Genomic DNA, 24498 nt, shown 5'->3' with positions numbered 1-24498 from the left:
TCACCCGATGATCTCACCCCGGAATTACTTATCATTCTTACATCCGTGATACGAATTGCCGCACGGAAGAAAATTCCAGCCAAACAAGCAGAAACCAAGCTGTCCATGCGAGACTATAGGCGGCGGCGCTTAGATGCTGTCTTCCTCACCTCCACGACGATCGGCGCCACGAGGCCCCGGTTTCAATTCTCCCCCCTGATGCAAACTCTCATTTCCGCAATTCGACGCACCCCTCCATGACCATGTAACGTCGGCCACGCCCCTTCGATAGAGAGAGCGGGAGCATGTCTGAGTATTGTTGCAAGTCCCTCCTGCAACTCTAAACGAGCCAGCGCTTCGCCAAGACATCGATGTGCACCCGCACCAAAAACCATATGCCAGCGCATCTGCTTGCGGTGGATATCAAAAAGTTCAGGGTGTAGGTAGTGTTTCTCGTCTCGTAGCGCAGACATCGTGCAAAGCGCGAGAAGACTACCTTTTGGTAGCAGGAACCCATTAAGGTCAATATCTGCGAGTGCGATCCTTGGGTAAGATCCGACTGGTGGCTCGAAACGCAATCCCTCCTCGACGGCAGCGGGCACAAGAGTCTCATCCTTCAATAGGGCTTCCCATGCCTGTCGGTGTCGCAAAAGCAAGCCGATCAATGCAGTAATGCCGGTTTTGGTTGTGTCACTTCCAGCCAAGATAATCAGCATCAGTTGCACGACCCCTTCATCGGATGAGAGATCTTCTGCTTCTCGCGTGGCATTTATGAACGATGAAAGGAAATCATCGCGCGGATCGTTTCGACGATCATCAATCACCGCCTGCACATAGTTTTTAAACTCTGCTGCTGAAGCCTCCATGTCTGAAAAATCTGCGTCTCGCCATGAAGGGCTCAGGCAGCGGGAAACCCGATAGACAAGCTGTGTAAAATAAGGAACGTCGCCTGGCGGAAGACCTAGCACGCTTGCTATAGCAGCGGCTGGGAGCTTAGAAGCATATTCTTCGACGAAGTTGAAGGAACCAACCTCTTTCAAATCTTGAAAAAGGATCTCGGTCAGTTGCCTTATTTTCGGACGCAGGTTTTCAATCATGCGAAATGCGAAAGTCCGGGTAAAAGGAGAGCGACGCCTGCTGTGGGTTTTATCATTTGAGAAAAGCATGCTGAAGCGAACGAAGTCGAAAACTGCTCCTTCTTTGACGCCACGATTGAGCATCAACTCCGTCTCTATCTGACGGGTGCGCGGATCGCTGCTCAAGCCAAATACATCGTCAGCCCTCAAAACAAGATATACGCCGTCCTGCCTACGAAGGAAGGGGCGCTTTGGCCGCCACTCGGTGAAAATAGCGTGGCCACAGCGATCCAAGTCTGAGACACTAACATTGTCCGGGTCGAGGAAGGCAGCTCTGATTGATCCGGCTTCTTCCGACGCTTCTTGAGGGACTTCGACACTCATAGCAACCTCCAGATGATATAGTCTTTGGCAAAATTCGAGCAGAAGCGCTGGATGCGGCGACAGGCCTGCTCGAGAGGATCTTTAGTCGCAGAAGCCTTGGAGGCGCCGTTCATCGTCAGCGTGGAGTTGTAAAGCTTGGGCTCGTCTTCGACGGGCGTGATGAACTTGAAGTCGCCATAGGTTAGTGCTCGTACATGTCGTCGGTCAGAATCCAAACATGCCGGATGCCTGACGAGCACTTGGGTCAGTGCCTTCATCTCGTCATGAGCATAGGCGGCACCCGTCGTGTTGGAAGGCAAGTGAAAGATGAACCACTTGGTCTTCGGCGTGATCGCCTTTTCGAGATCGGCGGCTTGGATCTTGAAGTTGTTCTCGTGCGTGACCGAAACGAAAGCCAGCGTACCGGCGCAAAGCGTCACCATCTTCGGATAGGAAACCCAGTAAGACGCCGAGATGGCGACTTCCTCGCCGAGGTTCGGCGTCGCCATGAAGGCGTCGAACAGGAAGTGGTTGCCGCCGGTGACAACAATCACCTGCCTCCAGGAATATTCGAAGCCGTGCTCGCGCTTGAACTTGGCGGCGATCGCCTTGCGCAGCCCAGGACTGCTGGAAACCGGTGTATACTTCGTCTCGCCGAGGTTGATCGCGTCGATGGCTGCCTTTTTGATGTTGTCGGCTGTATCTAAATCTGGCCCGCCGATCTTAAGGCGGACGAAGTCCCTATGCTCAACTTTAAGCTCACGAAATCTCTGCGACATGACGTTGGTGGCAGAAGGCTTTACGCTGGAGAGAGCATCGGCTCGTACGAACATGGCGGTCAATCCAAGCATTTCAAAAGGAAGCCTTCAGCCGTCTTCTATCTTAAACGTACTGCGGACTTCAATTGACTGGTGGTCGCTTGTTACAAACGAAACCAAATTTCGCTCCCTCGGCAAAATGCATGATCTTTGTCGATCGAAGGCGTATTGGCTGGCGGGTCGAGCGTGCTGCTTTGTCTTCGATCAAGATTGTCAAATAAGGAATATCTGGCTATTGCCGAGAATCTGCCGCTTTAGGATTCCGAAGAGCCCCCTCAAGTCAGCAATTCGGCCGACACATCTGCTACTTCTTATGCATTACAGATGAAGTTCGATTCAACTTTCCTTGTATTTTGACTTTGTGAGATAAGGCCTCAACGAACGCTCGCATCAGCGAGGAAAACAGCGCCGCGTCAATGATCGCCCGCCTCTACGAACGCCTTTTTTGCGTTAGGCGATCTAAACAATGTGGGAAAAAGAGGCTGGCTCTAAGGAGCCTGTTGCAACTTCATGTCCGAAGAGAGCCATCTGAACGAACGCCACATGACGCCGCGAAAGCGGTTCTGTCTTGCGCTGGGTTCTGTCGGTGTCGTCTACGGCGATATCGGCACCAGCCCGCTCTATGCCTTTCGCGAAGCGCTGAAGCCGGTGGTCCATGACGGCGCCACCCGTTTCGAGATCATCAGCCTGATCTCGCTGATGATTTGGGCGCTGACGATCATCGTCACCATCAAATATGTGCTCTTCCTGCTGCGCGCGGACAACGACGGCGAGGGCGGCACGCTGTCGCTACTTGCCCTGCTGATGAAGACCGCCAACGGCCATACCGCCATCCTGATGCTGCTCGGCCTGATCGGTGCCTCCCTCTTCCTCGGGGATGCGATGATCACCCCGGCTCTATCCGTGTTGTCGGCCGTCGAGGGTCTGAAGCTCGTCGCACCCCGCCTCGCGGGCTATATCGTGCCGATCTCGGTGGTGATCCTGGCGCTGCTCTTCGTCGTGCAATCACGTGGCACCGGCGCCGTCGCGAAGTTCTTCGGCCCGATCACCGCCATCTGGTTCCTCGTCACGGCCGCTGCCGGCATTTCTCATATCTCGGACGACTACGGCATTCTGGCCGCCTTCAATCCCTATTATGCCGTCAGCTTCCTGCTGCATGAGGGCTTCGATGGCGTCGTCGTGCTCGGCGCCGTGTTCCTGACGGTGACGGGCGCGGAAGCGCTCTATGCCGATCTTGGCCATTTCGGCCGTCGTCCGATTCAGTGGGCCTGGTTCCTGCTGGTTTTCCCGTCGCTGACGCTGAATTATCTCGGGCAGGGCGCGCTCGTTCTCGGCAATCCGGGGACGATGTCCGACCCCTTCTATCTGATGTATCCGAAATGGGCGCTGCTGCCTGTCGTCATCCTGGCGACCGCCGCGACGATCATCGCCAGCCAGGCTGTCATCACCGGCGCCTTCTCGATGGTGCGCCAGGGCATCAACCTCGGCTTCCTGCCGCGCATGGAAATCCTGTTCACCTCGGAAACCAATGCCGGGCAGATCTTCGTGCCTTCGGTCAATGCCGTGCTGTTCATCGGCGTCATCTTCCTGGTTCTGAGTTTCAAGACATCGGACGCACTGGCGACCGCCTACGGCATCTCCGTCACCGGCGCCATGGTCGTCACCTCGATCATGGCCTTCGAATTCGTCCGCGCCCGCTGGAACTGGTCGCTCCCGGTTGCGGTGATCGCGCTCGTGCCACTGGTAGTGCTCGAAATGATCTTCCTCGGCGCCAACCTTTTGAAGATCCACGACGGCGGCTATATCCCGATCATGATCGCCACCGCCTTTACCGTCGTCATGTGGACCTGGCGTCGCGGCACGGCGATCCTGATGGAAAAGACCCGCCACGCCGATATTCCGCTTGCCTCCTTCCTTAGCTCGATCGAGCGCAAGGGTGAACATTCGCCGGCCCAGGTTACGGGCACCGCGATCTTCCTGACCGGCGATCCGGAGTCCGCCCCCGCCGCCTTGCTGCACAATCTCAAGCACAACCACGTGCTTCACGACCGCAACGTCATCCTGACGATCCGCACGATCAGCAAACCGCGTGTACCGAGCCACGCCCGTTACAAGATAGAACAGATTTCCGAGCGTTTCTCTCGCGTCGAACTGCTCTTCGGCTTCATGGAACCGCATAATGTGTCTCAAGCCCTGGCGACGTTGCGCAAGGCCGGATTGAAGTTCGACATCATGTCGACCTCCTTCTATCTCGGTCGCCGTAAGCTCCTGCCGGATGCCAAGTCGGGTATGCCCTACTGGCAGGACCGACTTTACATCGTACTTGCAAATGCTGCCGCAATGCCGTCAGATTATTTCAGCCTGCCAGCCAACCGCGTGGTCGAACTGGGATCGCAAGTCATTGTTTGAGATCTGCCCCAGTTATGCCGATGTGGACGCCAAGGAGAGTTGAGTATTTTTCGGCGTCCGCCCGCATGGCTTTTGAGGTGGGGCAAAGGCCAGAGGCGCGATGAGGACTTTGGAGCAGACATGCTTCGGAAGCAATTCGGCGTTCTGGCGGAGAGCCCGCGCCAAAACATTGATATAGACGGAAATTTTCATTCGTCCCCAGCCAGCCAGAGGCTTCACCTTGTTGATCACCAAAGATTTGGCAGTGGCGCCGTCCTTTGATGAGCCACCTGGCCGCGAGTTTAATCCATCGCTGGTAAGATTATCTGCCTCTGTTTCATCTGTAACAACTCACAACACAGCCGACATCAACTTGAAACAGCAGTTGGAAATTATCCATATCCGACACGCAGGTTAACAACTGACGCAGGGTCTCGACATGGTAATAAAGTTGTTATTGGTATTCGCGTTAACACTTATTCCCGGAGTAAATTCCGCATACGCAAACCAACGCGTCAACCATGTCATGTGGTCGAATAGAGGCGCAAATCGACTAGGGATTCCTCTTCGCGTGTTTAGCGCCAATCCAACCAAGAACACGGTCGCGATCTTTTACTCTGGCGATGCTGGATGGCAGAATATCGACGAAGAGATTGCTAACTATCTGCAGACGGAAGGGATTCCCGTCGTTGGCGTCAATTCACTCCGTTATTTTTGGTCCGAACGGTCTCCAAGCGGAACTGCGGCAGATCTTGGACATTTAATTGATGTCTACACCAAGCTTTTCGGCGTGCAGAATGTTTTACTTGTAGGATATTCCTTCGGCGCTGACGTCATGCCAGCAAGCTTCAATCGGCTTACCCACGAGCAAAGAATGCAGGTTAAGCAAATCTCCCTCCTGGCATTGTCACATCAGGTCGACTATGTCGTTTCACTCAGGGGCTGGCTTCAACTCGAAACCGAAGGTAAAGGCGGCAATCCTCTGAATGACCTCACATCGATTGACCCAACAATCGTCCAATGCATGTACGGGCGCGATGACCGCAATAATGCTTGCCCATCGCTCCGGCAGACCGGCGCCGAAGTTATTGGCTTTAGTGGCGGGCATCATTTTGATAATGATTTCAATGGATTGTCTAAGCGCATCGTCTCAGGCCTCGTGACACGCCTAAGACATTAATAACGTTTAGAGTGCTTAGCTTCGCCCTTATTTAATGGTTTTTCCAATTCGGCAGTATTTTGATTCACTCATGGCGGGAGAAATTGGCATGAATGATTTGTTTTGTTGACCCCTTCACACTTCAGCCAGATCCAGCTGTTTTTGCCGATTGCTCGCGGCGTCGAGCGCGTGGATGGTCTGAGGGTGAGAGGTTGCATGGGCACGTTCACATCGCCCCTCCCCCCAACAGAAATTTGAGCGGTTCCGAACGCCGCTCGATGTTCATTTGATGAAGGAGATCATCGCTCCAGGGAGCAGTCGAGGTCGCCACCGCGAAATGTGCAGAAGCGAGCTTTTCTGCTCATGGGTGTCCGCGCCGACGGAGGCAGCGCTGGTCATGCCATGGTGCGGGACCTACGCCATGAGTCCGCATCTGGCCGAGCGGTCGCGGGCATACTGGCATCGGAGAAGCCCGCGATCGATCTCGATCGTGAGATCGATGCAGTTGCAGTAGCGGCGACCATTGGACAGATCCATGCCCGTATTTCATCCCTTCGCACCACGCCCAGTGCGGAAGGTGCCGTATGGCTCGATCCGAAGGATAGCGACCTATCTGAGATGGATTGCCTTGGGCAAGACGATGGAAGAAATCGCTGACGTGGAAGGCGCCAAATACAACAGCGTCCGCGTCAAGCTTCGCGAAACCATGAAGCGCTTCGACGTCTGCCCAACGCGCATCTTACCGCGCTGGCAATCCGACGAAAACTCATTTGAGGGTTAAAGCAAATCCGGCAGTTAACGCATCAATCGTGCTGTGACGGGGCGAACCCAATACGCGTAGGTTGTCCAGTTACTTCTCGACAAGGTGCGTCCGCGGGACGTCACATAGAAGGAGGGGCCGTGGCCGCACTCGCGCGGCAGATGTTCAGAAAATGGTTTGCGTGATGGGCGTTTGCGCTCGAACGCTTTGAGGGCTGAGGATTTGGCTGCACTTTCAGCCGCAAGTTCGTCTTCATTCGGGTCTGCCGCGAGTTGCAGTTCCATCTGCTCAAGGGGCCGTAGAGTTCACGGCGAACGTTGTCGATCCCCAGCATCCCCTTAACCGCCTAACAGCACGGTTCCGATCGAAAACGAACAATTTGAGCACACTTTGGAAGGAAACGCCGCTCCGGTACTTTCAGCAAAACGTTTATATCGCATGAATTGCTCAGTGGGCTCTTAAGTCCAGTCTTAACAGCTCAAACTCACGGGATAAATGGAATGTCGCGACTACTCGCCTCGGAGAAATCCTGGAGCCCATGCCGCAAGTTCATCAATTCGATTGAACGCGTTTGCAGCAGCAGCCACTTCTGCAATGATGGTGGAATTGGCAAAAGGTGTGCTTCCGTCGCTGCGCTGCTCGTCCGAAACCTCGCGAAAACCTAGTTCACCGTAAATGCCTATCTCGACCCGCGGCTTTCTCTGCGGAACGAAGGGTGGTGCATCATGCCAGTCAGGCGGCCGGAACCGAGGGACTTTTCCTCACTGGGGCTAGCGGCTTTGATAACGAGCGATCCGGTTTGATATCCAACAGCGGTGTTTCATCCAGGCAGTCAAGGCCACGTACGGCAATCGAGTTTCCAGATACTCGTTCCACCTTCACGATCGACGTTCCGATCGGATTGGGCCTCACAGGTGATCGCAGAGAGAAAGCGCCGTGAATCTCTCCATCGTCAGCGGGACTTAGTAGGACAATATCGCGCGGTGACTCGTGCAGCCAATAAAGAACTTCAAGCTTCGCATACACCTCGACACCCTTCAGCGCCAAGGCCCAAGGTTCCGAAATCTCAAGCGTGCATAGTGGCCCCGATTCACTGCCCTGCCGAGGAGTGTCAGCTCGACTTTTCCAGGGGGTCCGGATCTTTCCAACAAAGAAAAGCGATGCGTCACCGTCTTCGGGTAGCGCGACCGCAACTTCATTTGTTCGCAATCTGGTTGAGTGCATAACAGCTCCTGCCAAGTTTAGTGAGCCAACAGATTTCGCTTCGCTCCCAAATCTTGTAAGAGGTGAGTTAACCGGTCATTTCAGGTTCGCCGTATTTCATTTCAATTGTAATATGCTTCTGCCGACGCAGGCTGCGCGGCTTTGCGGTACTCAAACCGCCCCGCTCACCAATGATGACCCCAGATAATCCCGTCTAGCGCAATCGAACGGATGCCGTGACTGCCGTTCCAAGGCGATCACTCCGTTGGCTTAAAAGATGCGCGGTACCGCCGATGAGGGGGACGTTGAACGACTGCTGGCAAATCTGACGACATCTGCTTTCAGCCCGAAGCCCCGACATGTGAAGTAATTTCAATGTAAATATAACAGCATTAGCACTGCAAGAGTTGTTCTTCTTCTCTATAGAGGTTTCAAGTCTATTAAATCCTCAATATCTTCGAGAATGTGAGTGGGATTGCTGCAGGCCAAAGCCTCTCTCTTGGCATAACCCCACGTAACTCCCGCGGAGGCAATGTTTTGACTCGTCGCTGCCTCAATATCACGAACCTCATCTCCGACAAGAAGGACTTCATTCCGGGACTTTTTGCACCGGCGAAGTATCTTATTGATCCTTTTGCCCTTCCCAAATACCGGCGAGCTACCCTCTATATAAGCAAAGTATCTCTCCAATGGCCCGAGCACGCGCTGAATATTTTCAATGCTGTTCGAACTTAAGATTGCAAGCTCCACCCCTTGATCTTGGAGGAGAAATAAGACCTTTTCTGTCCTAGGGAACATATCGAACGTTGCTTCGCGAGCCAGTTTACGCAAATCTCTCACGATCAGAGGAACGCGCCATACCGGTACTCTCAGCCATTTCAAAACCTGGCAAACTGAAAGGCCACGCAGATATTCAATCTGAGTGTCGCTGGGCGTTACAAATCGGTGTCGTTCGGACATTTCCCTCAGAGCGCTTATCATCCAGGCGCTGCTGTCGGCCAATGTACCATCAAAATCAAATATTATTAGCCTATAAGCGTCACTTTTAGCCATACATACTTTCCATATTTGTATATACGCACAATTGTCATTATATATATCATGTTAATACGATATCTATATTTAGATAATGCTGTATCAATACAGGTTTACAAAACACATCTCTTCAGTATACCGATTTTGTAACAATATATTCAGGGATATTCGAATTGTCCCTGTTGGCCGCGATCTCGCTTCAGGACTATCATTCCCTGAATGCTGGTTAAACAGAAACTGTGTTTCAGCAGTAACGCCCGCGATCGGTTTGCTGCTGGGGGATACTGGGGAGCGACGTCGTTCGTTATACAACGCTACCGAATTCAATCACATGGCTAAGAAGTATCTGGTGATCCACGCACACCACCTCGTGACGGCGAGCTAAGTTAAAGACAGAATTTGCAGCAGCTCGACCATGAAATCGAGCACGCCATCTTTCGCCCTCCCATGCGAACTCGAGGCGACACGGGAGATCGATACCTTCACGAACGTCTGGAACACCGGCGATCTATGTCGCCTTGCTTTTTGTTTCTGCCGGAACCTGCCACAAAAACTTCAGTGTTTCAGTTGAAACCCGGTTTTTTCCAACATGGATTGCTAGGACAGCTCAATGCACCAATATGCCGTCCCAGAAAGAGGGCCAAGCATTGATGTGTAGATTTCTTGAATCAGCAAAAAACATGTTGATGAGACCGTGGCGCGTGTCGGTTAGACGGGAAAAGCCGTCGAATTCATCTTCGTGCACAATTGTCTATATCTGTGAGTCAGAGCTGCAGGTAAGAGATTGCGTGCAATTATGCATTGATCGGAAAGTCGACTATTTGATAGTCGACGAATTTAGCCACCATCGTTTTGATAGACATTCTGTTGTTGTCCGCAAGTATCGCGAGCTTTGCCTTGAGGTCGAATTTGCTGACTGTCTTGTTATTGTCCGTGACTTTTATGACAATGGAGTTGGCGTCCGAGGCGGCTGATTAGATGCATCTACAGATTGCGTTCGGTACAGCAGAGATCGATCATCATATAGAGCGAAGTCTCCGCCGTCTCAGCTCTTGCGCTGGTACGATGGCCACGAGAACCGGCGGAAGTCAAATATGCCCGTCATCAGGTCCGCCACCGCCAGTGCGCATCTCGCACGGAATGTAGGGCAAAGTCGAACATATATGCGATCGATATAAGCCTCTCATCCTGTTTGATTCGCGCACCGCCGGCCATTTTCATCTCCAACATTACTCCATCATGACGGTGCTTCTCGCATGGAAATACCAGGCGAGCGCTTCAGATTGTTCGGATGGCTGGGATGTTCGGCCAACCTGTTGCTGCTGTCATGGGCACCGGAGACGGCAATGCAGTTCATGCAGGCCTCGTCTTCTACCAAGGCAGCGACAGGGTTAGCGTTGTGTTTTGACCCTCCTCGCCTAATTCGCCAGCGATTACGGACCTGGCAAATCGCCGGCGGGCATGGCGGTGAATTTCCTCTATCTCGTCGCTCCCTGGCAACGCTGTTTGGCTTCGCTTCTCTCAGCGATAGTCCATCCATCTACACCATCCTCGGCGGCGCGATGGCAGTGCTAGGGACAATCATCGTCGCCCATTGGGAAAGATTTCATAACGGGCTCCACAAAATTACACATTGCCTTGGCCACGCCGGAAGAGCGGGCGCCGCATTGTCTGTGGCTCCATCTCCCCGTGATTTACTCAGACGCACGAAAGGTCGCGAGCACCAAGTCGCAAAACCTGGCCCCCATCAGATCAGGCCGCGTGTACCCAACCCGCCAGTCTTAAGAAGAGTGCGAGCAGGTCCTTCTAGGCGCGCGTCGAAGAGCGCATATAGTCATAGACCGCGCGTTCCTCGAGGCCTTTCCACCGACATCAATTCCGCTCGCGCATCGTCGTGGGCCTCTTTGATCGATCTGGCGATAGGCCGAACTTTTGCCATCACCTCGGTAGCGGAGATCTCATTAAACATAATGGGTTCCGCAACATTGAAGACCAAATCAGGAATATTCTCAATTTTACGGTTCAGGTCGTTCCCTGACAAACTCTCTCCTGGTTGGCCGTCGTGATGGGTATACGCTACGCCTAAGACTGGGCGAATTGCGACTTCATTTTGCATTTGCAATAGTTGCGCTTCACTTAGTTGTTCTCCATCCGGCAGTGTTGCTGCCTGCCGCACGGCATGACACAACAGTTTCGCCTGTGGCGCCAGGATCTTAAGGCGTGACGAGAATTTTTCTAAAGGTTCCGTTCGAACCACGTCCCTTGTCGAGCGATGGGATTTGCTAAAATTAGCTATATTCTCCGCGGACTCAACTGGATTGTCAGTCGCTAGACGTTTGGCAACTTCCGTCAGCACAAGGTCTGGCAGATCAAGCAATTCTGTTTTGTGGGGTACCTGTGCATCGTCGTTCCCAGATGCATCATGCAAACTCGAATTTCTCATGATATCGCTCCTTTGTTCATCAAAGGATAATATGCTACTCGGGTGGAGACGATTAAGAATTTTTCTGTTTCATTTGTAGTTTTACGGCACAATTGATCAGCTTCGGCATCATCAAAGCGTTGGTCTGGCCATCTTCCGACGCAGCTAAGAAAAAGATTACTGTTTTTGAATACTGAAGAGAAAAACTTATAAATTTAAGAGCAATCTGCGGTAGTCTGTCCGCTCTCTTTCTCCTGCGGTCAGTACTGAACAAACTGTTTGAAGATTAAGACATCAAGTTGTCGTCAACTGTCGTTTCTGTCATTCGCGCTTAGAGCCTTCAACGTTTAAGCAGACCTCCCCGTCGTCCCAGTCAGCACCGATGACACCTAGCAAAATGCCTTGTTGGTAGCGGCCACCGATAGGCAAACCAGCGAGGAGCGCTGGAAGGGTCGCTGTCAATCGGCCCTTTGATTGCGACTTAGTCAAGTCTGTTCTGTCCGTGCCGGGGTCATGGCCCTTTACTTTTACGAGAGTTCGGATGCCGCCCGTGAGGCAGTTTACCGGTTTAAGCGCGAGGCGGCCGAGTATCCTGAACATGTGTGGAAACCGGTTATCTCGTGAAAATTCAGATCCGCGCAATTTCGCCGAACGTGGCGCTTGTGTTACTAAATGAAGACATCTCGACGCTCATCAAAAGCTTCGAAATCATTGAAATGATCGACGACACAGAATAAGCTTGCTCCCGCCGGGGAGCACAATGGGCAACGCCACCACTAGATCGCGCAGCTTAAGCACGGAAACCAAACTATACAGCCATATCCGCCATCACACGATGATGTCGGCGCCTGACTTTGACCGCTGTCAGTTAACGACGACCTTGGGAATGAAGCCAAGAATACTGATCAGCGTGTTCAGGGCGCTCATCTGCGCATGCATTTCGATGCTCGCTTCAATGTATCGAATATGCTGTGGGCCGCCAGCTTCTTTTCCGGTTTTGTAAGTCTCCGGGAGAGCCTGGAAGAGTTCATCGGCTTTTTCCACCAACTGCCGGTGTGTCCGGATAGCATCGATCGTGATTGCTTCCAGGTCCGCCGGAGGTAGTCCACGCGTCAGCCCGATCAATGGGCGGAGCTCGACCCTATTCGTCACGATTGCATCTTCCAGTTCCATTCCTGACCTAACCCTGGTTAGTCTGCGGTACGCCCCCGCAAACGTTGAACCCTTTGAACCCTTGCCCGGGGGTTAGAATCCGAGATGAATCGGCCCTGCGACCTTTAGCCGGAGCCTGGACATACGTCACAGGCCCCCGGACACAAGGTCAGAGGGTTCCTGGCGCCATTCCGGTCAGCGCCAACCGTTCATCTGCGGATTCTAAGCCGCAACGCAGCACGTACTGCGTGCCCTCTTATAAGAAACATTCCAGAATGACGCCAGTGTCGATCGAAATCACCGCGGTGCAAATCTTCACATCCTGTCCTCGGCCAAAGATATTCAACACCATACAACGCCATCATGGGACAAACTTGTTCCAGCTTTACGACAAGTGGTGGAAATTCCTTCTCATGTGAGGCTGGCATCGCCTGCAGTTTGGCGAAACACACTATGTGGCCGGACCCAGCCGTAATGTACGCACTTTTCCGCTGCATGCGCCTCCCGAGAACAGCCCAATTGGCCAGATGCCAACATTTGTGCTAATGTGGGTTTGTGACAATATCCGGAGCTTGTTGTATGAGCCGACTGACAATCGATATTACCGACCAGCAGCATCAAAATCTGAAGGCCACTGCCGCTTTACAGGGAAAGACGATCAAGCAATATGCGCTGGAACGCCTGTTTCCCGGGGACGCGGATGGTGAAGTGGCATGGCAGCAGTTGAAATCGCTGCTGAGCGATCGCATCGGTGAAAGTCTGGCGGGAAAAGTGTCCACCCGTAGCGTAAGCGAGGTTCTTGACGAGGAACTGGCCAAGGATAGCCGCGGTTGACCACAACCTATGTTCTGGCGAATGGCGCGGAAGCGGACCTGCGCGGAATCATTCGCTACACGCGCAAACAATGGAGCGATGCGCAGGTGCGCCGATACATTACCAGGCTAGAGCAAGGTTTTGCCCGGCTTGCCTCGGGGCAACCACCGTTCAGAGACTTGGGCGAGCTTTATCCGACGCTCCGCATGGTCCATTGCGAGCACCACTACGTCTTCTGCCTGCCGCGCGACAACGAGCCCGCGCTGATTGTCGGCATTTTCCATGAGCGCATGGACCTGATGACGAGGTTGAGCGAAAGGCTGGGGATGACCACCACGTAAAACCAGGGTCAATCCTATGGTTTTCGAGCGCCAATCCCCGACAGATCGATGCGAATGTCGGAAGTGTTTGGATCGGACGGAGCGTCGTCCTGTTTTGCGTTTTCGGAGCCGTCACCGGCCGGAGCCTCATTGGTGGCCGGTTCAGCTCCGTCCTTTTTCACAGGCCCAGGATCGGCGAGTTTCATCTTTCCTGGATCTTCCGCTCGAAACACCGCCGTTCCTTCGAAGTATCCCGTCTGCCAGGCAATGATCGCGTCGTCGAACACTTGCGGTAGGACTTGCCTCTCGGTCGGATTGCCATACCATTTCGTGACAATCCGATAGACCTTGGCGAAGAGTGCCGTGCCCATGCGGATGTTCTCGCAAGCATCGACCAGGTCCGGCTTCAGCTGGCCCGCCTCCAGGATGCCGAGGCCGGCCGGATATTGTGTGATCCCGACGCGAACGGTATTGCGACCGAGGTTGTCTCTGATCAGCGCCAACGCTTCCTCCGCCGTCTTCGGCCTGGGCACCAGCACGACGCGGTTTCCGGAGCGAACCGTGACCGCCAATGGATCCTGCGACCCTGCCTGCTCGATGAACTGTTCGACGATCGCCGGCTTCAGGCCGGGATCGCTGCATTCCTTGATTAGGGCGGCATCGACCATCGCAAACAATTCCTTATCTGTTGAAAGACGTGACGACGGGCAGTCCGAAGAGTTTTGCCCAGGCCATCACGCTCACGTTTTGAATGGCGACGATCGACGTTCCCGCGGTCCACCATCCGTTGCCCGGGGCGACGATTACGGTGGGGGAATGCAGCATCGACTGCAGGACCGGCCAGAGGACAAGCTGTTCGTAGCAGATCAGCACGGCGACCTTCTGGCCGTCGTTTTGCACAACTGGATTGCCGAAGAGGTTGGCGCGGGCTCCACCGCCCTGCCCGGTCCATGCCCGCCATGGCTGCCACATGGACACCGGGACCGGCATGCGTTCGCGATAGAGAATTCGTGCCTCGTCAGCCGAAATCGCCACCATTACATTGTCGTAGCCGCCCGGATCGATGACGGCCGCGCCGGCGATCACAGTGAGCTCCGAGCCTTGCAAGCCTTGGCTCCAGAGCCTCGCGACGGTCGGCGTCCAGAAGCCCAATGCACTTTCGGGAAGAACGATGAACCGGGTTTTCTCTCCCGCAACCGCGCGCACCGTTGCGATCAGGTCACGGTGATCGTCAAGCGAGCCGTCTCGTCCGAGTTTCTGACCTTGTTCGAGGTCGACGCCCTTCCATCCCTCGGGTAGTTTCGGTGATGTCCACGTGGCAGTGGACCAGAGCCAGAATCCTCCCATGACGATGGCGACAGCCCGCCAATATCGCGATGTCATCATCGCGAGGCCGGCTGTCATCGCGACCAGCCCCCACCATCCCCATCCCGGAAAGAGCACACCGGTAGCGGTGAGCGGATGCGCCCAGCCGGTTATGCCGAGGGGCGGCAGTCCCATGAGCATCGCCGCCGCCAGATAGCGCCCCGCCATTGCCATTCCCGTTCGACCTTCTCCCGGAGACTTGCCTTCCGGTTGCCCCTTCCAGAGCGCCGCATGCACGCCGGCGAAGGAGAGCGAAGCAACTGCCCAGAGCAGAAGCCCGGGCCAGAGATCGGCGGCATAGAAGTTGGCGACACCCTGCGGCAGCCCACGCGAGGCAGCCAGAAAATATCCGGCCGACACGAGCATCGCCGTTAGCCGCGACGGCGACATCGCCCAGAGCGCCGGAAACAACACAGCGACCGGAAGGGTCAGGACATGACCGCTCCAGGCAGTCCAGCCGCAAGCAACAGATACGGCGATAAGCAGGCAGGATCGCCGCCAATTACGGTTCGAAAGTGAGGACTGGCCGCGCCAGGCCGAGAAGGCCCGTGTCGGGAACCGGTCCAAAATACCGACTATCATAGGAGCTCGCAAAGGATGAGTGAAGAAACAGATTTCTCAGTGGCACGATGCCGGTTTTGAATGGTGTGATCGGCCTGCCCTCTCCATCGCTCGCGCGATTGATCGATGAGGCGAGAGGCCTGCCGTCGACAGTGACATTTACGCCGATTTCCACATGCTGTCCGGGAAGCGCCGCCACTGTCTTGATCAGCGGCGCAAAGCCACCGGGGCAGAGGCCACGCCTAACATAGCCGCGGCGCCGCGCCTCCTCGAAAGACGCGGTCGGCGGTGGGCAGATGAACACGAGATCGCCGACCTCGACCGGACGCTGCAGGGCCATGATACGCCAGAGCCCAAGCGGCTCGCTCGGCGTCAGGTTCAATCGAAAGCCGCCGAAGTATGCGATTGCCGCCAGAGCGGCGATCATCCCACCTAGGCCGGCCAGGAACAGGAGAACGCGCCGCCTCATTGCTTCATCACCAGCGTCTGGCGCTGGGCGAGACGCAAATCTTCGGCCTGACGCAGGGTCTGAACGGTGCGCTCATGAGCGGCGAGCTGCTGGGACGTGCGCATGATCGGCCAGGCCTCTGTCAGACGCTCCTTCTGCTCGGGCAGCATCCCTTCGGAGAGTTTGTCGAAGAGCTTTCCGGAGGGTTCGCGCGCGGCATTGGTGAGCATGGTACGCTCGCCGAAGCGTTCGGTGACGGCTTGGTTGAACCCGTCAATTTCCAACTTGGTTTCCCGGTTGCTTAGTGCATATGCCATGGCCGCCGGCAGATCGTTGCGGTCGATCGCATCACGCACGCGCTCCAGCACCACATGCGCTGCCGGCGACAATGCCGGGATGTCGATCGACACGCGCTGACGCAATGCCTGCTCGTCAGCCTGCAGCCGCTGCACGGCGGTCTCGTGCATCCCCAGATACTGCTCAAGATCGCGCTTCAGGGCCGGAACATTGAGGTCTGCAACGCGACGGTCCTCGCGCTCAGTCTTGCTGGCAAGAATGCCGGTCTTGCCCTTCAGCGGTCCGATCGACGCCGGGGCGGTCGTCAGCGTCTGAAGCGCCAGTTTGGCCGTTTCCTTATCCACTAGCACCGCATCGAAGTTCATCGCCCGGAAGGCGGTCTCGGGATCGGCGAAGACGTAAGCAAAACGGGTCGAGACCTCTTCCCATTGTTGTCTGAGGGCTGGATCGGCGTCGAGTTTTTCGCCTACCGTATCGGCAACGGAACCGGAAAATGTCTTGATGCCTGCGACCATGGGCGCGGCCTCCTTCATCGTTTGGGTTTTCGAGGGATGGTGCAGACCGAGACGCTCTGCAAAGCCGGCAAGGCGCTGGCTGAGATCGACCAGTTTCGTCTTCTGGCGCAGTGTCCACTCGAGTTGGTCGCGTAGCAGCGTACGCGCCACCTGGACGATGTTGAGGCCACGGTTTTCTGCGTACCGCAGCGCTTCGCGGTAAAGCTTTCCGCGCTCGTAATCGAGGGTGGTCTCCTTGGCATTCTTTCGGGAGAGTACCTTGGCCAGGCCGCCGTTGAAGGCGAAGGACCGGCGTCCGTAGTAAAGCTGCAAATCCTCGCGATGGCGGGTCATGGCCACATAGGTCAGATGCCGGTCCAGCGAGAGGCTTGCCAACACCTTCACGCGGTCGACAGTAGCGCCTTGCGATTTATGGATCGTGGTAGCGTAACCATGATCGAGATTGCTGTAGAAGCGTTGCTCGACGATGACCTGCCGGCGCTGATCACCCTCTCCGATGACAGCAACGATCCTGCTCGGTGCGGCCTCAATGACATGAGCGATCATGCCGTTCTTGACGCCGAGCGAGGTCTCGTTCTTCAGGAAGACGATCTGGTCGCCCACGTCGAACTGCCTGACACCGTCAGCCGTTTTGAAGACATGACCCTCACCGACAATGCCGCGTTCAACGAGTTTTTCGCGGGCCATAATGTTCAGCATGCGAACGTCGCGGCGCAGATGCGCGAGGATCAACGTTGTCTTCGTCTGATCGTAGTCGTGGTTCCAGTCACCGATCAGCCGCTCGACGGCTTCCGCCTTCAATCGCGTGCCCGTGATCCTGACATTGGCATCATAGGCGGTCAGCGCCTTTTCCACATTGCCTCGGGCCAGATCGAGTGACGCCTTGCGCATCCAGTCCTCGCGCTGGCGATAGATTGTCTCGAGTTCGGCATAACCTATGCGGTCGACGATGGCGCGGAAGGCAGCCCCCGCCTCGATCGGCTGGAGCTGTTCGGGATCGCCGACCAGCACGATCTTGGCACCTGCCCTGACCACGGTATCGACAAAGCCGGCCATCTGTTTTGAGGCGACCATACCTGCTTCGTCCAGGACAAAGACGGTTTTGTCATCGAGAACGTCACGACCACGGTTCCAGCGCAGTTCCCAGGACGCAAGCGTCCGGCTCTGGATCCCGGCTTCCTTCTCCAGACCCTCGGCTGCTTTGCCGGCAAGCGCTCCGCCGACAACCCGGTATCCGGCCCGTTCCCACGCCTCGCGGGCAGCCTTCATCATCGTGGTCTTGCCAGCACCGGCACGGCCGACCACCGCTGCGATCCGGGCGGGACCGGCGATGCGCTCGATTGCCGCTTTCTGCTCCTGCGACAACCGCTCATGCCGCCGGAACGTTGCGTCCAGAGCAGCTTCAGAGACAGCATGACCGTCCCGGTTCGACAGCCATAACGCCTGCCGCACCATCGTCGCCTCAACGCGGATCATCGCCCGGGTCGAATAACGGGCGGGCACCTTTTCTCCGGTCGCGAACGCGATCGTGTCACGCTGCAAACGCAAGACTTCCGGGTTCAGGATGATGCGTAACATCAGTTGCTGGAAGACAGCCGGGTCATCGACATAGCGATGCAGAACCTTGGCGACATCGCGTTCATCGAAAACGCTCTTCTCTCGCGTGATCACGTCGAGCACGATGGCTGGATTGTTTAGAATGCGGCGGGCATTCTCGCTGCGGCGCTGCTCGTTCAGCTCGATCCTCTCCAGCTCCGGCCGGACGCCCTGTTGCTGTGCCTTGCGCTCGATCGCCTTGGCGCCAACGCCGAGATGGATCGTCGGTTCGAGGTCGATGCCCTGCTTTTCGTAGGAACGGCCATCGATCTTGAGATCGATGCCGCCAAGCGCCAGGTGATAATTCAGCCGCTCGAACCATCCATCGCGCAGGACGTTGAAGTCACCCGTCGATCCGGCCCAGAGCTCATAGAGGATTTTGCCGGACTTCGTGCGGACCGGCTGGCCGTCCTTGGCCGTAACCGCAACCTTCTTCGATCCGAACCCCTCCTCGGTCAGCGGGCGCAATGTCGTCATCAGATGGATGTGCGGATTGCCTGGATTGTCGTGGTAGACCCAATCGGCAACCATGCCCTTGGCGTGGATGTGTTTTTCCACGAAGTCGCGAACTAACGCGATGTTCTGCTCCGGGGTGAGCTCCAGCGGAAGAGCGATTGTGAGGTCCCGGGCAAGCTGCGCATCGGCACGTTTTTCGAACGCCTCGACCTTGTTCCAGAAGGCTTCGACCGCTCCCGATACCGAGCGATCGGCGATCAGCGCCCGCACCCATTTCGGAGCATCCACAGGAAGTAAAAACTCCTCATGAAGCAGCCCCTGTTTGCGGGTGTAGTCGATGGTACGGGCCTCGCGCTCGTACTCCATCTTCGCGCAGTGCCGATAGGCCGCAGACAGCACCACGCTGCGGCCACCGCCGCGGCTGACGATACTGGCTGCAAAATGGGCGATGGCCACGGCGTAAAACACTCCTGGTTCGAACCTCGTTCGTCGGAAGCGACAACCCTACGACGGCCCCGCCAGGGCCGTGGGCAAGCACGTCGCATCAGCGACGTATAATTGCGCCCTTGGATCCGCTCCTTCGGAACGGCGCCCTTGGATCCGCTCCTTCGGAACGGCGGGATCATCCTCCAAAGTGTCGGCTTTGCCGACGTGCAGATCTGCACATTCCTTCGGACGTGCTTTTGGGGAAATCTTGCAACGGAACAGACGCCCAAGATTTCCAGGGAGATGCGACCGGAATGAAGAAACCATCATCGAAGATCAGGGAAGAAATCGCCAGATTGCAGGACCAGCTGAAACAGGCCGAAACACGCGAGGCCGAGCGCATCGGGCGGATTGCGCTAAAAGCTGGGCTTGGGGAAATCGACATCGAGGAGGCCGAGCTTCAGTCAGCCTTCGAGGAAGTCGCCAAACGGTTTCGTGGCGGCAAGGGCTCGGCGACCGGAAAGAGACAAGCCGGAGAGAGCCGGACCGGTACCGAGCCGTCCGCGGCGCTCGCGTCTGGCGCGGATGAAGGCGGGTCTGGCGAGGCTTGAACGGATGGCAAAGTCGATGACGTCAGAAGCACGCAAGAAGGACTCCCGCGAAAAAATCGAGCTCGGCGGGCTGATCGTCAAGGCAGGACTGCGTTACGAAAAGCGGGCGCTGCTGCTCGGGCTGTTGGTCGACGGCGGCCGCCGGTTCAAGGGCGACGAAGAAGAGCGGTCACGCTTGACCGCCATCGGCGCGGAGGCCTTTGGTCGTGACGGTGAATAGAATTCTCCTCGCCGTCATCCCGGCCACAATCATGATCGCCGCGATGATGCTCATGCCGGGGATCGAGCGATGGCTGGCGGCGTTCGGAAGGACAGCGCAGACAAAGCTGATGCTCGGGCGGATCGGTCTCGCCCTGCCCTACATCACAGCGGCTGCGATCGGCACGATCTTCCTGTTCGCGGCCAATGGCGCTGCGAACATCAGGGCGGCCGGGTGGGGCGTTGTCAGCGGCAGCGTGGCGGCGATCTTCATCGCGGCGATCCGCGAGGCGGTCCGGCTTGCCAGCATCGCCGGCAACGTTCCGGGCGGACAGTCGGTATTCGCCTACGCGGACCCGGCGACGATGCTTGGCGCGTCCGTCACATTCCTTGCCGGCGTCTTCGCGCTGCGCGTCGGTCTTCGCGGCAATGCGGCTTTTGCCAGTTCGGCGCCGCGCCGTATCCGCGGCAAACGCGCCGTGCATGGCGAGGCCGACTGGATGAAGGTGCAGGAGGCGGCAAAACTTTTCCCCGATCCCGGCGGCATCGTCGTCGGCGAACGGTACCGCGTCGATCGCGACAGCGTTGCGGCTGTGTCGTTCCGCGCCGACGATCCGTCGACCTGGGGCGCGGGAGGCAAGAGCCCGCTCCTATGCTTCGACGGCTCCTTTGGCTCCTCGCATGGCATCGTCTTCGCCGGATCCGGCGGTTTCAAGACGACGTCGGTCACGGTCCCGACCGCGCTCAAGTGGGGTGGCAGTCTCGTTGTCCTCGACCCGTCGAGCGAGGTCGCACCGATGGTATCGGAGCATCGCCGCAAGGCTGGCCGGAAGGTGATCATTCTCGATCCCTCGACGTCAGGCGTGGGCTTCAATGCGCTCGACTGGATCGGGCGACATGGCAGCACGAAAGAAGAGGACATCGTCGCCGTCGCAACGTGGATCATGACCGACAATCCCCGCTCGGCCTCTGCGCGCGACGACTTCTTTCGGGCGTCGGCCATGCAGCTTCTGACGGCTCTGATTGCCGACGTCTGGCTGTCCGGTCACACGGACGAGCAAGACCAGACGCTGCGCCGTGTGAGAGTCAATCTTTCCGAGCCGGAACCGAAGCTGCGGGCGCGTCTGACCAAGATCTACGAGCAGTCGGAATCGGACTTCGTGAAGGAGAATGTTTCGGTCTTCGTCAACATGACGCCTGAGACCTTTTCCGGGGTCTACGCCAATGCGGTGAAAGAAACCCACTGGCTATCTTATCCGAACTACGCCGCGCTCGTCTCAGGCGACAGTTTTTCGACCGACGATCTCGCCGAGGGCGGAACCGACATCTTCATAGCGCTCGATTTGAAGGTACTGGAAGCCCATCCCGGACTGGCGCGAGTGGTTATCGGATCGCTGCTCAATGCCATCTACAATCGAAATGGCGATGTGAAAGGTGGCGCGCTCTTCCTACTTGATGAGGTCGCCAGGCTCGGCTATCTGCGGATCTTAGAGACCGCCCGCGACGCCGGACGGAAATACGGCATCACGCTGACGATGATCTTCCAGTCCATCGGCCAGATGCGCGAGGCCTATGGCGGGCGGGACGCGACGAGCAAGTGGTTCGAATCCGCGTCGTGGATTTCGTTTGCCGCGATCAACGATCCTGATACTGCCGACTATATCTCGAAACGCTGCGGCGATACGACGGTCGAGGTGGACCAGACAAACCGCTCGTCAGGGATGAAGGGATCGTCGCGCTCACGTTCCCGGCAGCTCAGCCGCCGGCCGCTGATCCTGCCACATGAGGTGCTGCGCATGCGCGCTGACGAGCAGATCGTGTTCACATCGGGCAATCCGCCGCTCAGATGCGGACGCGCCATCTGGTTCCGTCGTGAGGATATGAGGACTTGTGTCGGTGAGAACAGGTTCCATCGTCCAGCCAAGGCGCAAACGATGCTGGAGTCTCGGCAAGCCGACCAAAAGTGACGACGAGAAGCTTCACAATAATCACACCGGCTCGCGACCAAGACGAATGGCCACTTCTATCGTGACCGAAAAATTGTATAGTTGACAGCGCTCAACAAAAGCTTCGTTGGAACTCTTGATCACACGGGGGAACGGCATGCGGTATTTTGAGGAAAACAACGGCCTGAAGGTTCGCGCCATCACCGGCACGCGTTCGATCCTTCTAGCATTCGATGCCGATCGGGACACGCGAAATAGCCTGAGAGGATTTTCGATCCGCCGCTCCGAATATCTCAAGAAACCCGACGGCGAAACGGTTACAAGCGTGAAGTGGCTCCAGTCGAGCAAGGTGTTCAGGACGGTCGAACCCAAGCCGAAGGAGAAGATCAACGGAAGATTCAAGATCTTCCGGACGGACAAACACCCGATCCAGAAATTCTTCTGGTCGGATTATGGAGCGGAGCCGAGCACCGATTATCAGTACGAGATATTTCCCGCCTATGGTCCGGTAGGCGATCTTCAGCTTGATAAACATCGTATGATCGCGCTGAAAATCCGGACAGAAGACGAAGACGACGGCAAGCACGGAATCTGGTTCAATCGAGGAGCAATTGCGAGCCAGCATTATGCACGCGAGTTCGGCAATATCCCTCCGACAGAAGAAGAAGTGCTTGACCTCAACAATATCAAGACGCGGTGGCTCTCGCGTGGGCTACTCGAAGCCTGCCTTGCCTATATCAAGGCACCCAAGAAAGGGGAGTGGCTTCACGCCTGCCTCTACGAGTTCAGCTATCAGCCCATCATCGATGCTTTCGACGATGCGCTGAAGAGAGGCGTCAACGTTCGAATTATCTATCACGCCACCGAGGCGAACAAGAAGGCGATCGGCACGAAACTATCCGGCAAAGATGTCCTGATAGAACGGACACGACCTACCATTCCGCACAACAAATTCATCGTCCACTCTTCGAAATCCGACAAGCCACTGGCCCTCTGGACGGGCTCGACGAACATTACCATGTCGGGTTTTTTGGGACAGTCCAATCTTGGTCACCTGTTCCGCGATCCAATGCTGGCTGATCGTTACAAGAAATACTGGGATCTGCTATCGAAAAACCCGACAGGCGCACCGGTTAGAAAAGAAACGAAAACCATCTCGCCCCAACCGCAGGAGGTTGTTGAGCCCGGCTCAATCTCCCCGATCTTTTGCGCGCGCGACGATCTCGCAATGCTATTCTGGTATGGTAACAGGATTCTCGACGCACGCGACCTTGCGATGTTCACCGTCGCGTTCACTGTCAGCCCACTTCTGATCTCCGCTCTGGCGCAAAAGCGTGATTGCCTGCGCATGCTGGTGATGGAATCGCGTCCACCGGCAGAATTGATTGCGGCCTTTCGTAAAGACGGTCGTGACCCGATGTTGACCACCTCCTATGGGGCGGTGCTGGGCAAGAAGAAAATCATGATCACGCTGCCGAACGGGAAAAAGACCACCAGAACCATCGACATCAAAAATTTTCCGCTCGGGGAATGGTTCTGGCGCGAGGAACACACCCGTGAGAGCGGCAACATCTTTTTCATTCATACCAAATACCTGATGATCGACCCGCTATCTGATGATCCCCTGATCTGCACCGGATCAGCGAACTTCTCCGCCAACAGCCTTCAGAACAACGACGAGAACATGGTCCTGATCAGAGGCAATACCCGCGTCGCCGATATTTATCTGACGGAGTTCCTCAGGCTCCACGAACATTTCTATTTTCGGGACGCGGCCAATAGTCAGGCAGGCAAGGGAAAGGACGCAGAGGGCGCGTTTCTCGAAGAGATCAAAGACTGGACAGCAGATGATTTTCTCCCCGGAACCTATCTCAACGCACGGCGCGAGATGTTCTTCCGGGACGCTCCAGGTTCGTGGGGCGAGCAGGCACAAGCCCGCGATCCGAATGAATCCGCCGTCATGGCCCAGCAACAGGCGCTCGAGGACAAGCGGAAGGCCGCCGAGAAGCGACGAGCCGCCAAGCAAAGCTGAGCGTTGCCGATCGATAATGAGAGCTGCATGCGCAGTTTTGCCGATTGACTTGGGTGAGCCAACCAGAGTTGGGTGACGAGAGGATCGTGACCCGCATGGGACGGAACTGCTGAGCGGGTTCGGTGCGCTCGCGCATAGAGCCAGTGCGGCGAAGTCGCCTCGCCCATTCCCGATCGAACTCATCACACAGATGAATCGATACTTCCTGATTGATTCAGAATCGTCATTGGACGCTCCCTCCAAAGGAAGCGAGAATCCAGCCATGGAAAAAGACGCAACTGGCCTGGTTCATCTTCACCGCATCGATACGACGCAGAACATGCGGCGCTTCTATATGCTTGCGATTCAGCCAACGCTCTTCGGCGGCGCCTCCGTCATTCGTAACTGGGGCCGGATTGGATCGAGCGGGCAGACAATGGTTGATACCTTCGATAGCGAAGAAGATGCGGATACGGCACTTGCACGCATCGAGCGCACAAAGAAGCGACGGGGCTATATCAGCGTTCAGCCCAGCGAATAGCCGGCGCCCGCGATCCAAACCCGAATTTTCCTGTGGTTT

Annotated in this window: 19 protein-coding genes and 2 pseudogenes; 10 read left to right on the top strand and 11 right to left on the bottom strand. The window is 56.2% G+C overall.

What is annotated here, in order from left to right:
• Window positions 1–182: 182 nt before the first annotated feature.
• The gene (locus FS819_RS27880; RefSeq protein ID WP_060716570.1) at window positions 183–1439 is read right to left on the bottom strand and encodes a cytochrome P450; all 1257 of its coding nucleotides are present in this window, start codon (window positions 1437–1439) and stop codon (window positions 183–185) included.
• The gene (locus FS819_RS27875) at window positions 1436–2251 is read right to left on the bottom strand and encodes an aminotransferase class I/II-fold pyridoxal phosphate-dependent enzyme (RefSeq protein WP_158544235.1); all 816 of its coding nucleotides are present in this window, start codon (window positions 2249–2251) and stop codon (window positions 1436–1438) included. The genes FS819_RS27880 and FS819_RS27875 overlap by 4 nt, the downstream gene beginning before the upstream one ends.
• Window positions 2252–2746: 495 nt before the next feature.
• On the opposite strand from FS819_RS27875, the gene FS819_RS27870 reads away from it, so the two are divergent.
• From FS819_RS27870 to FS819_RS27860, 3 genes and pseudogenes are all read left to right on the top strand, one after another.
• Window positions 2747–4645, top strand: coding sequence for a potassium transporter Kup (locus FS819_RS27870; RefSeq protein ID WP_060716569.1), 1899 nt, complete (start codon window positions 2747–2749; stop codon window positions 4643–4645).
• A 550-nt stretch (window positions 4646–5195) separates the two neighbouring features.
• The gene (locus tag FS819_RS27865; RefSeq protein WP_060716567.1) at window positions 5196–5804 is read left to right on the top strand and encodes an AcvB/VirJ family lysyl-phosphatidylglycerol hydrolase; all 609 of its coding nucleotides are present in this window, start codon (window positions 5196–5198) and stop codon (window positions 5802–5804) included.
• A 432-nt stretch (window positions 5805–6236) separates the two neighbouring features.
• Window positions 6237–6557: pseudogene (locus FS819_RS27860) on the top strand (transcriptional regulator TraR); the annotation flags it as partial.
• A gap of 135 nt (window positions 6558–6692) precedes the next feature.
• Here the strand turns inward: FS819_RS27860 and FS819_RS27855 are convergent.
• The 5 genes and pseudogenes from FS819_RS27855 to FS819_RS27835 all read right to left on the bottom strand — a co-directional run.
• A pseudogene (locus FS819_RS27855) lies at window positions 6693–6842 on the bottom strand (IS66 family transposase); the annotation flags it as partial.
• Between the two features lie 433 nt (window positions 6843–7275).
• The gene (gene tsaA / locus FS819_RS27850; RefSeq protein WP_081088910.1) at window positions 7276–7767 is read right to left on the bottom strand and encodes a tRNA (N6-threonylcarbamoyladenosine(37)-N6)-methyltransferase TrmO; all 492 of its coding nucleotides are present in this window, start codon (window positions 7765–7767) and stop codon (window positions 7276–7278) included.
• A 399-nt stretch (window positions 7768–8166) separates the two neighbouring features.
• Window positions 8167–8799 carry an HAD family hydrolase gene (locus FS819_RS27845; protein WP_060716566.1) on the bottom strand — a complete coding sequence of 211 codons (633 nt, stop codon included), beginning with the start codon at window positions 8797–8799 and terminating at the stop codon, window positions 8167–8169.
• 1816 nt (window positions 8800–10615) lie between these two features.
• Complete coding sequence (locus FS819_RS27840; protein WP_060716565.1) at window positions 10616–11224, bottom strand: hypothetical protein; 609 nt, start codon at window positions 11222–11224, stop codon at window positions 10616–10618.
• A gap of 843 nt (window positions 11225–12067) precedes the next feature.
• Window positions 12068–12376, bottom strand: a complete 309-nt coding sequence (locus tag FS819_RS27835; RefSeq protein ID WP_060716563.1) for a transcriptional repressor TraM — start codon at window positions 12374–12376, stop codon at window positions 12068–12070.
• Between the two features lie 558 nt (window positions 12377–12934).
• Here FS819_RS27835 and FS819_RS27830 point away from each other — a divergent pair.
• Together FS819_RS27830 and FS819_RS27825 are read left to right on the top strand one after the other, a co-directional pair.
• A complete protein-coding gene (locus tag FS819_RS27830; RefSeq protein ID WP_060716562.1) occupies window positions 12935–13189 on the top strand; it encodes a type II TA system antitoxin, ParD family in 255 nt (84 codons plus the stop codon).
• On the top strand, window positions 13186–13509 hold the full coding sequence (locus tag FS819_RS27825; RefSeq protein WP_060716561.1) for a type II toxin-antitoxin system RelE/ParE family toxin: 324 nt from the start codon (window positions 13186–13188) through the stop codon (window positions 13507–13509). Before FS819_RS27830 ends, FS819_RS27825 begins: the two co-directional genes overlap by 4 nt.
• Window positions 13510–13523: 14 nt before the next feature.
• Here the strand turns inward: FS819_RS27825 and FS819_RS27820 are convergent, their stop codons facing one another.
• From FS819_RS27820 to traA, 4 genes are read right to left on the bottom strand one after another with little or no spacing between them, the layout of a single operon-like run.
• On the bottom strand, window positions 13524–14156 hold the full coding sequence (locus FS819_RS27820; protein WP_060716560.1) for a TraH family protein: 633 nt from the start codon (window positions 14154–14156) through the stop codon (window positions 13524–13526).
• Window positions 14157–14169: 13 nt separating this feature from the next.
• Complete coding sequence (locus tag FS819_RS27815) at window positions 14170–15339, bottom strand: conjugal transfer protein TraB (protein WP_156550904.1); 1170 nt, start codon at window positions 15337–15339, stop codon at window positions 14170–14172.
• 16 nt (window positions 15340–15355) lie between these two features.
• Complete coding sequence (gene traF, locus FS819_RS27810) at window positions 15356–15883, bottom strand: conjugative transfer signal peptidase TraF (RefSeq protein ID WP_070167486.1); 528 nt, start codon at window positions 15881–15883, stop codon at window positions 15356–15358.
• Window positions 15880–19182: a Ti-type conjugative transfer relaxase TraA gene (gene traA / locus FS819_RS27805; protein ID WP_234624942.1), complete on the bottom strand. Its 3303-nt coding sequence runs from the start codon at window positions 19180–19182 to the stop codon at window positions 15880–15882. The genes traF and traA overlap by 4 nt, the downstream gene beginning before the upstream one ends.
• Before the next feature lie 284 nt (window positions 19183–19466).
• Between traA and traC the strand changes: the two genes are divergently transcribed.
• The 5 genes from traC to FS819_RS27780 all read left to right on the top strand — a co-directional run bounded on the left by traC (window position 19467) and on the right by FS819_RS27780 (window position 24459).
• Entirely contained in the window at window positions 19467–19763 is a 297-nt protein-coding gene (traC, locus tag FS819_RS27800; RefSeq protein ID WP_060716558.1) for a conjugal transfer protein TraC, read from the top strand.
• A complete protein-coding gene (traD, locus tag FS819_RS27795) occupies window positions 19738–19983 on the top strand; it encodes a type IV conjugative transfer system coupling protein TraD (protein WP_114386963.1) in 246 nt (81 codons plus the stop codon). Before traC ends, traD begins: the two co-directional genes overlap by 26 nt.
• Window positions 19970–21928, top strand: coding sequence for a Ti-type conjugative transfer system protein TraG (gene traG / locus FS819_RS27790; protein ID WP_060716556.1), 1959 nt, complete (start codon window positions 19970–19972; stop codon window positions 21926–21928). The genes traD and traG overlap by 14 nt, the downstream gene beginning before the upstream one ends.
• Before the next feature lie 136 nt (window positions 21929–22064).
• Complete coding sequence (locus FS819_RS27785; protein ID WP_060716555.1) at window positions 22065–23939, top strand: phospholipase D-like domain-containing protein; 1875 nt, start codon at window positions 22065–22067, stop codon at window positions 23937–23939.
• A 262-nt stretch (window positions 23940–24201) separates the two neighbouring features.
• Window positions 24202–24459 carry a WGR domain-containing protein gene (locus FS819_RS27780; RefSeq protein ID WP_060716554.1) on the top strand — a complete coding sequence of 86 codons (258 nt, stop codon included), beginning with the start codon at window positions 24202–24204 and terminating at the stop codon, window positions 24457–24459.
• Window positions 24460–24498 lie beyond the last annotated feature (39 nt).

The sequence above is a fragment of the Allorhizobium sp. Av2 genome, assembly GCF_021462805.2.
GTDB lineage: Bacteria > Pseudomonadota > Alphaproteobacteria > Rhizobiales > Rhizobiaceae > Allorhizobium > Allorhizobium vitis_G.
The sequence above is the reverse complement of the archived record's forward strand: the minus strand, read 5'-3'. Positions and strand labels throughout refer to the sequence as shown.

What these genes read in the sequence shown, in the direction of transcription:
- FS819_RS27880 (WP_060716570.1), bottom strand. Translation starts at nt 1,439, where the DNA reads ATGAGTGTCGAAGTCCCTCAAGAAGCGTCGGAAGAAGCCGGATCAATC.
- FS819_RS27875 (WP_158544235.1), bottom strand. Translation starts at nt 2,251, where the DNA reads ATGTTCGTACGAGCCGATGCTCTCTCCAGCGTAAAGCCTTCTGCCACC.
- FS819_RS27870 (WP_060716569.1), top strand. Translation starts at nt 2,747, where the DNA reads ATGTCCGAAGAGAGCCATCTGAACGAACGCCACATGACGCCGCGAAAG.
- tsaA (WP_081088910.1), bottom strand. Translation starts at nt 7,767, where the DNA reads ATGCACTCAACCAGATTGCGAACAAATGAAGTTGCGGTCGCGCTACCC.
- FS819_RS27845 (WP_060716566.1), bottom strand. Translation starts at nt 8,799, where the DNA reads ATGGCTAAAAGTGACGCTTATAGGCTAATAATATTTGATTTTGATGGT.
- FS819_RS27840 (WP_060716565.1), bottom strand. Translation starts at nt 11,224, where the DNA reads ATGAGAAATTCGAGTTTGCATGATGCATCTGGGAACGACGATGCACAG.
- FS819_RS27835 (WP_060716563.1), bottom strand. Translation starts at nt 12,376, where the DNA reads ATGGAACTGGAAGATGCAATCGTGACGAATAGGGTCGAGCTCCGCCCA.
- FS819_RS27830 (WP_060716562.1), top strand. Translation starts at nt 12,935, where the DNA reads ATGAGCCGACTGACAATCGATATTACCGACCAGCAGCATCAAAATCTG.
- FS819_RS27820 (WP_060716560.1), bottom strand. Translation starts at nt 14,156, where the DNA reads ATGGTCGATGCCGCCCTAATCAAGGAATGCAGCGATCCCGGCCTGAAG.
- traF (WP_070167486.1), bottom strand. Translation starts at nt 15,883, where the DNA reads ATGAGGCGGCGCGTTCTCCTGTTCCTGGCCGGCCTAGGTGGGATGATC.
- traC (WP_060716558.1), top strand. Translation starts at nt 19,467, where the DNA reads ATGAAGAAACCATCATCGAAGATCAGGGAAGAAATCGCCAGATTGCAG.
- traD (WP_114386963.1), top strand. Translation starts at nt 19,738, where the DNA reads ATGAAGGCGGGTCTGGCGAGGCTTGAACGGATGGCAAAGTCGATGACG.
- FS819_RS27785 (WP_060716555.1), top strand. Translation starts at nt 22,065, where the DNA reads ATGCGGTATTTTGAGGAAAACAACGGCCTGAAGGTTCGCGCCATCACC.
- FS819_RS27780 (WP_060716554.1), top strand. Translation starts at nt 24,202, where the DNA reads ATGGAAAAAGACGCAACTGGCCTGGTTCATCTTCACCGCATCGATACG.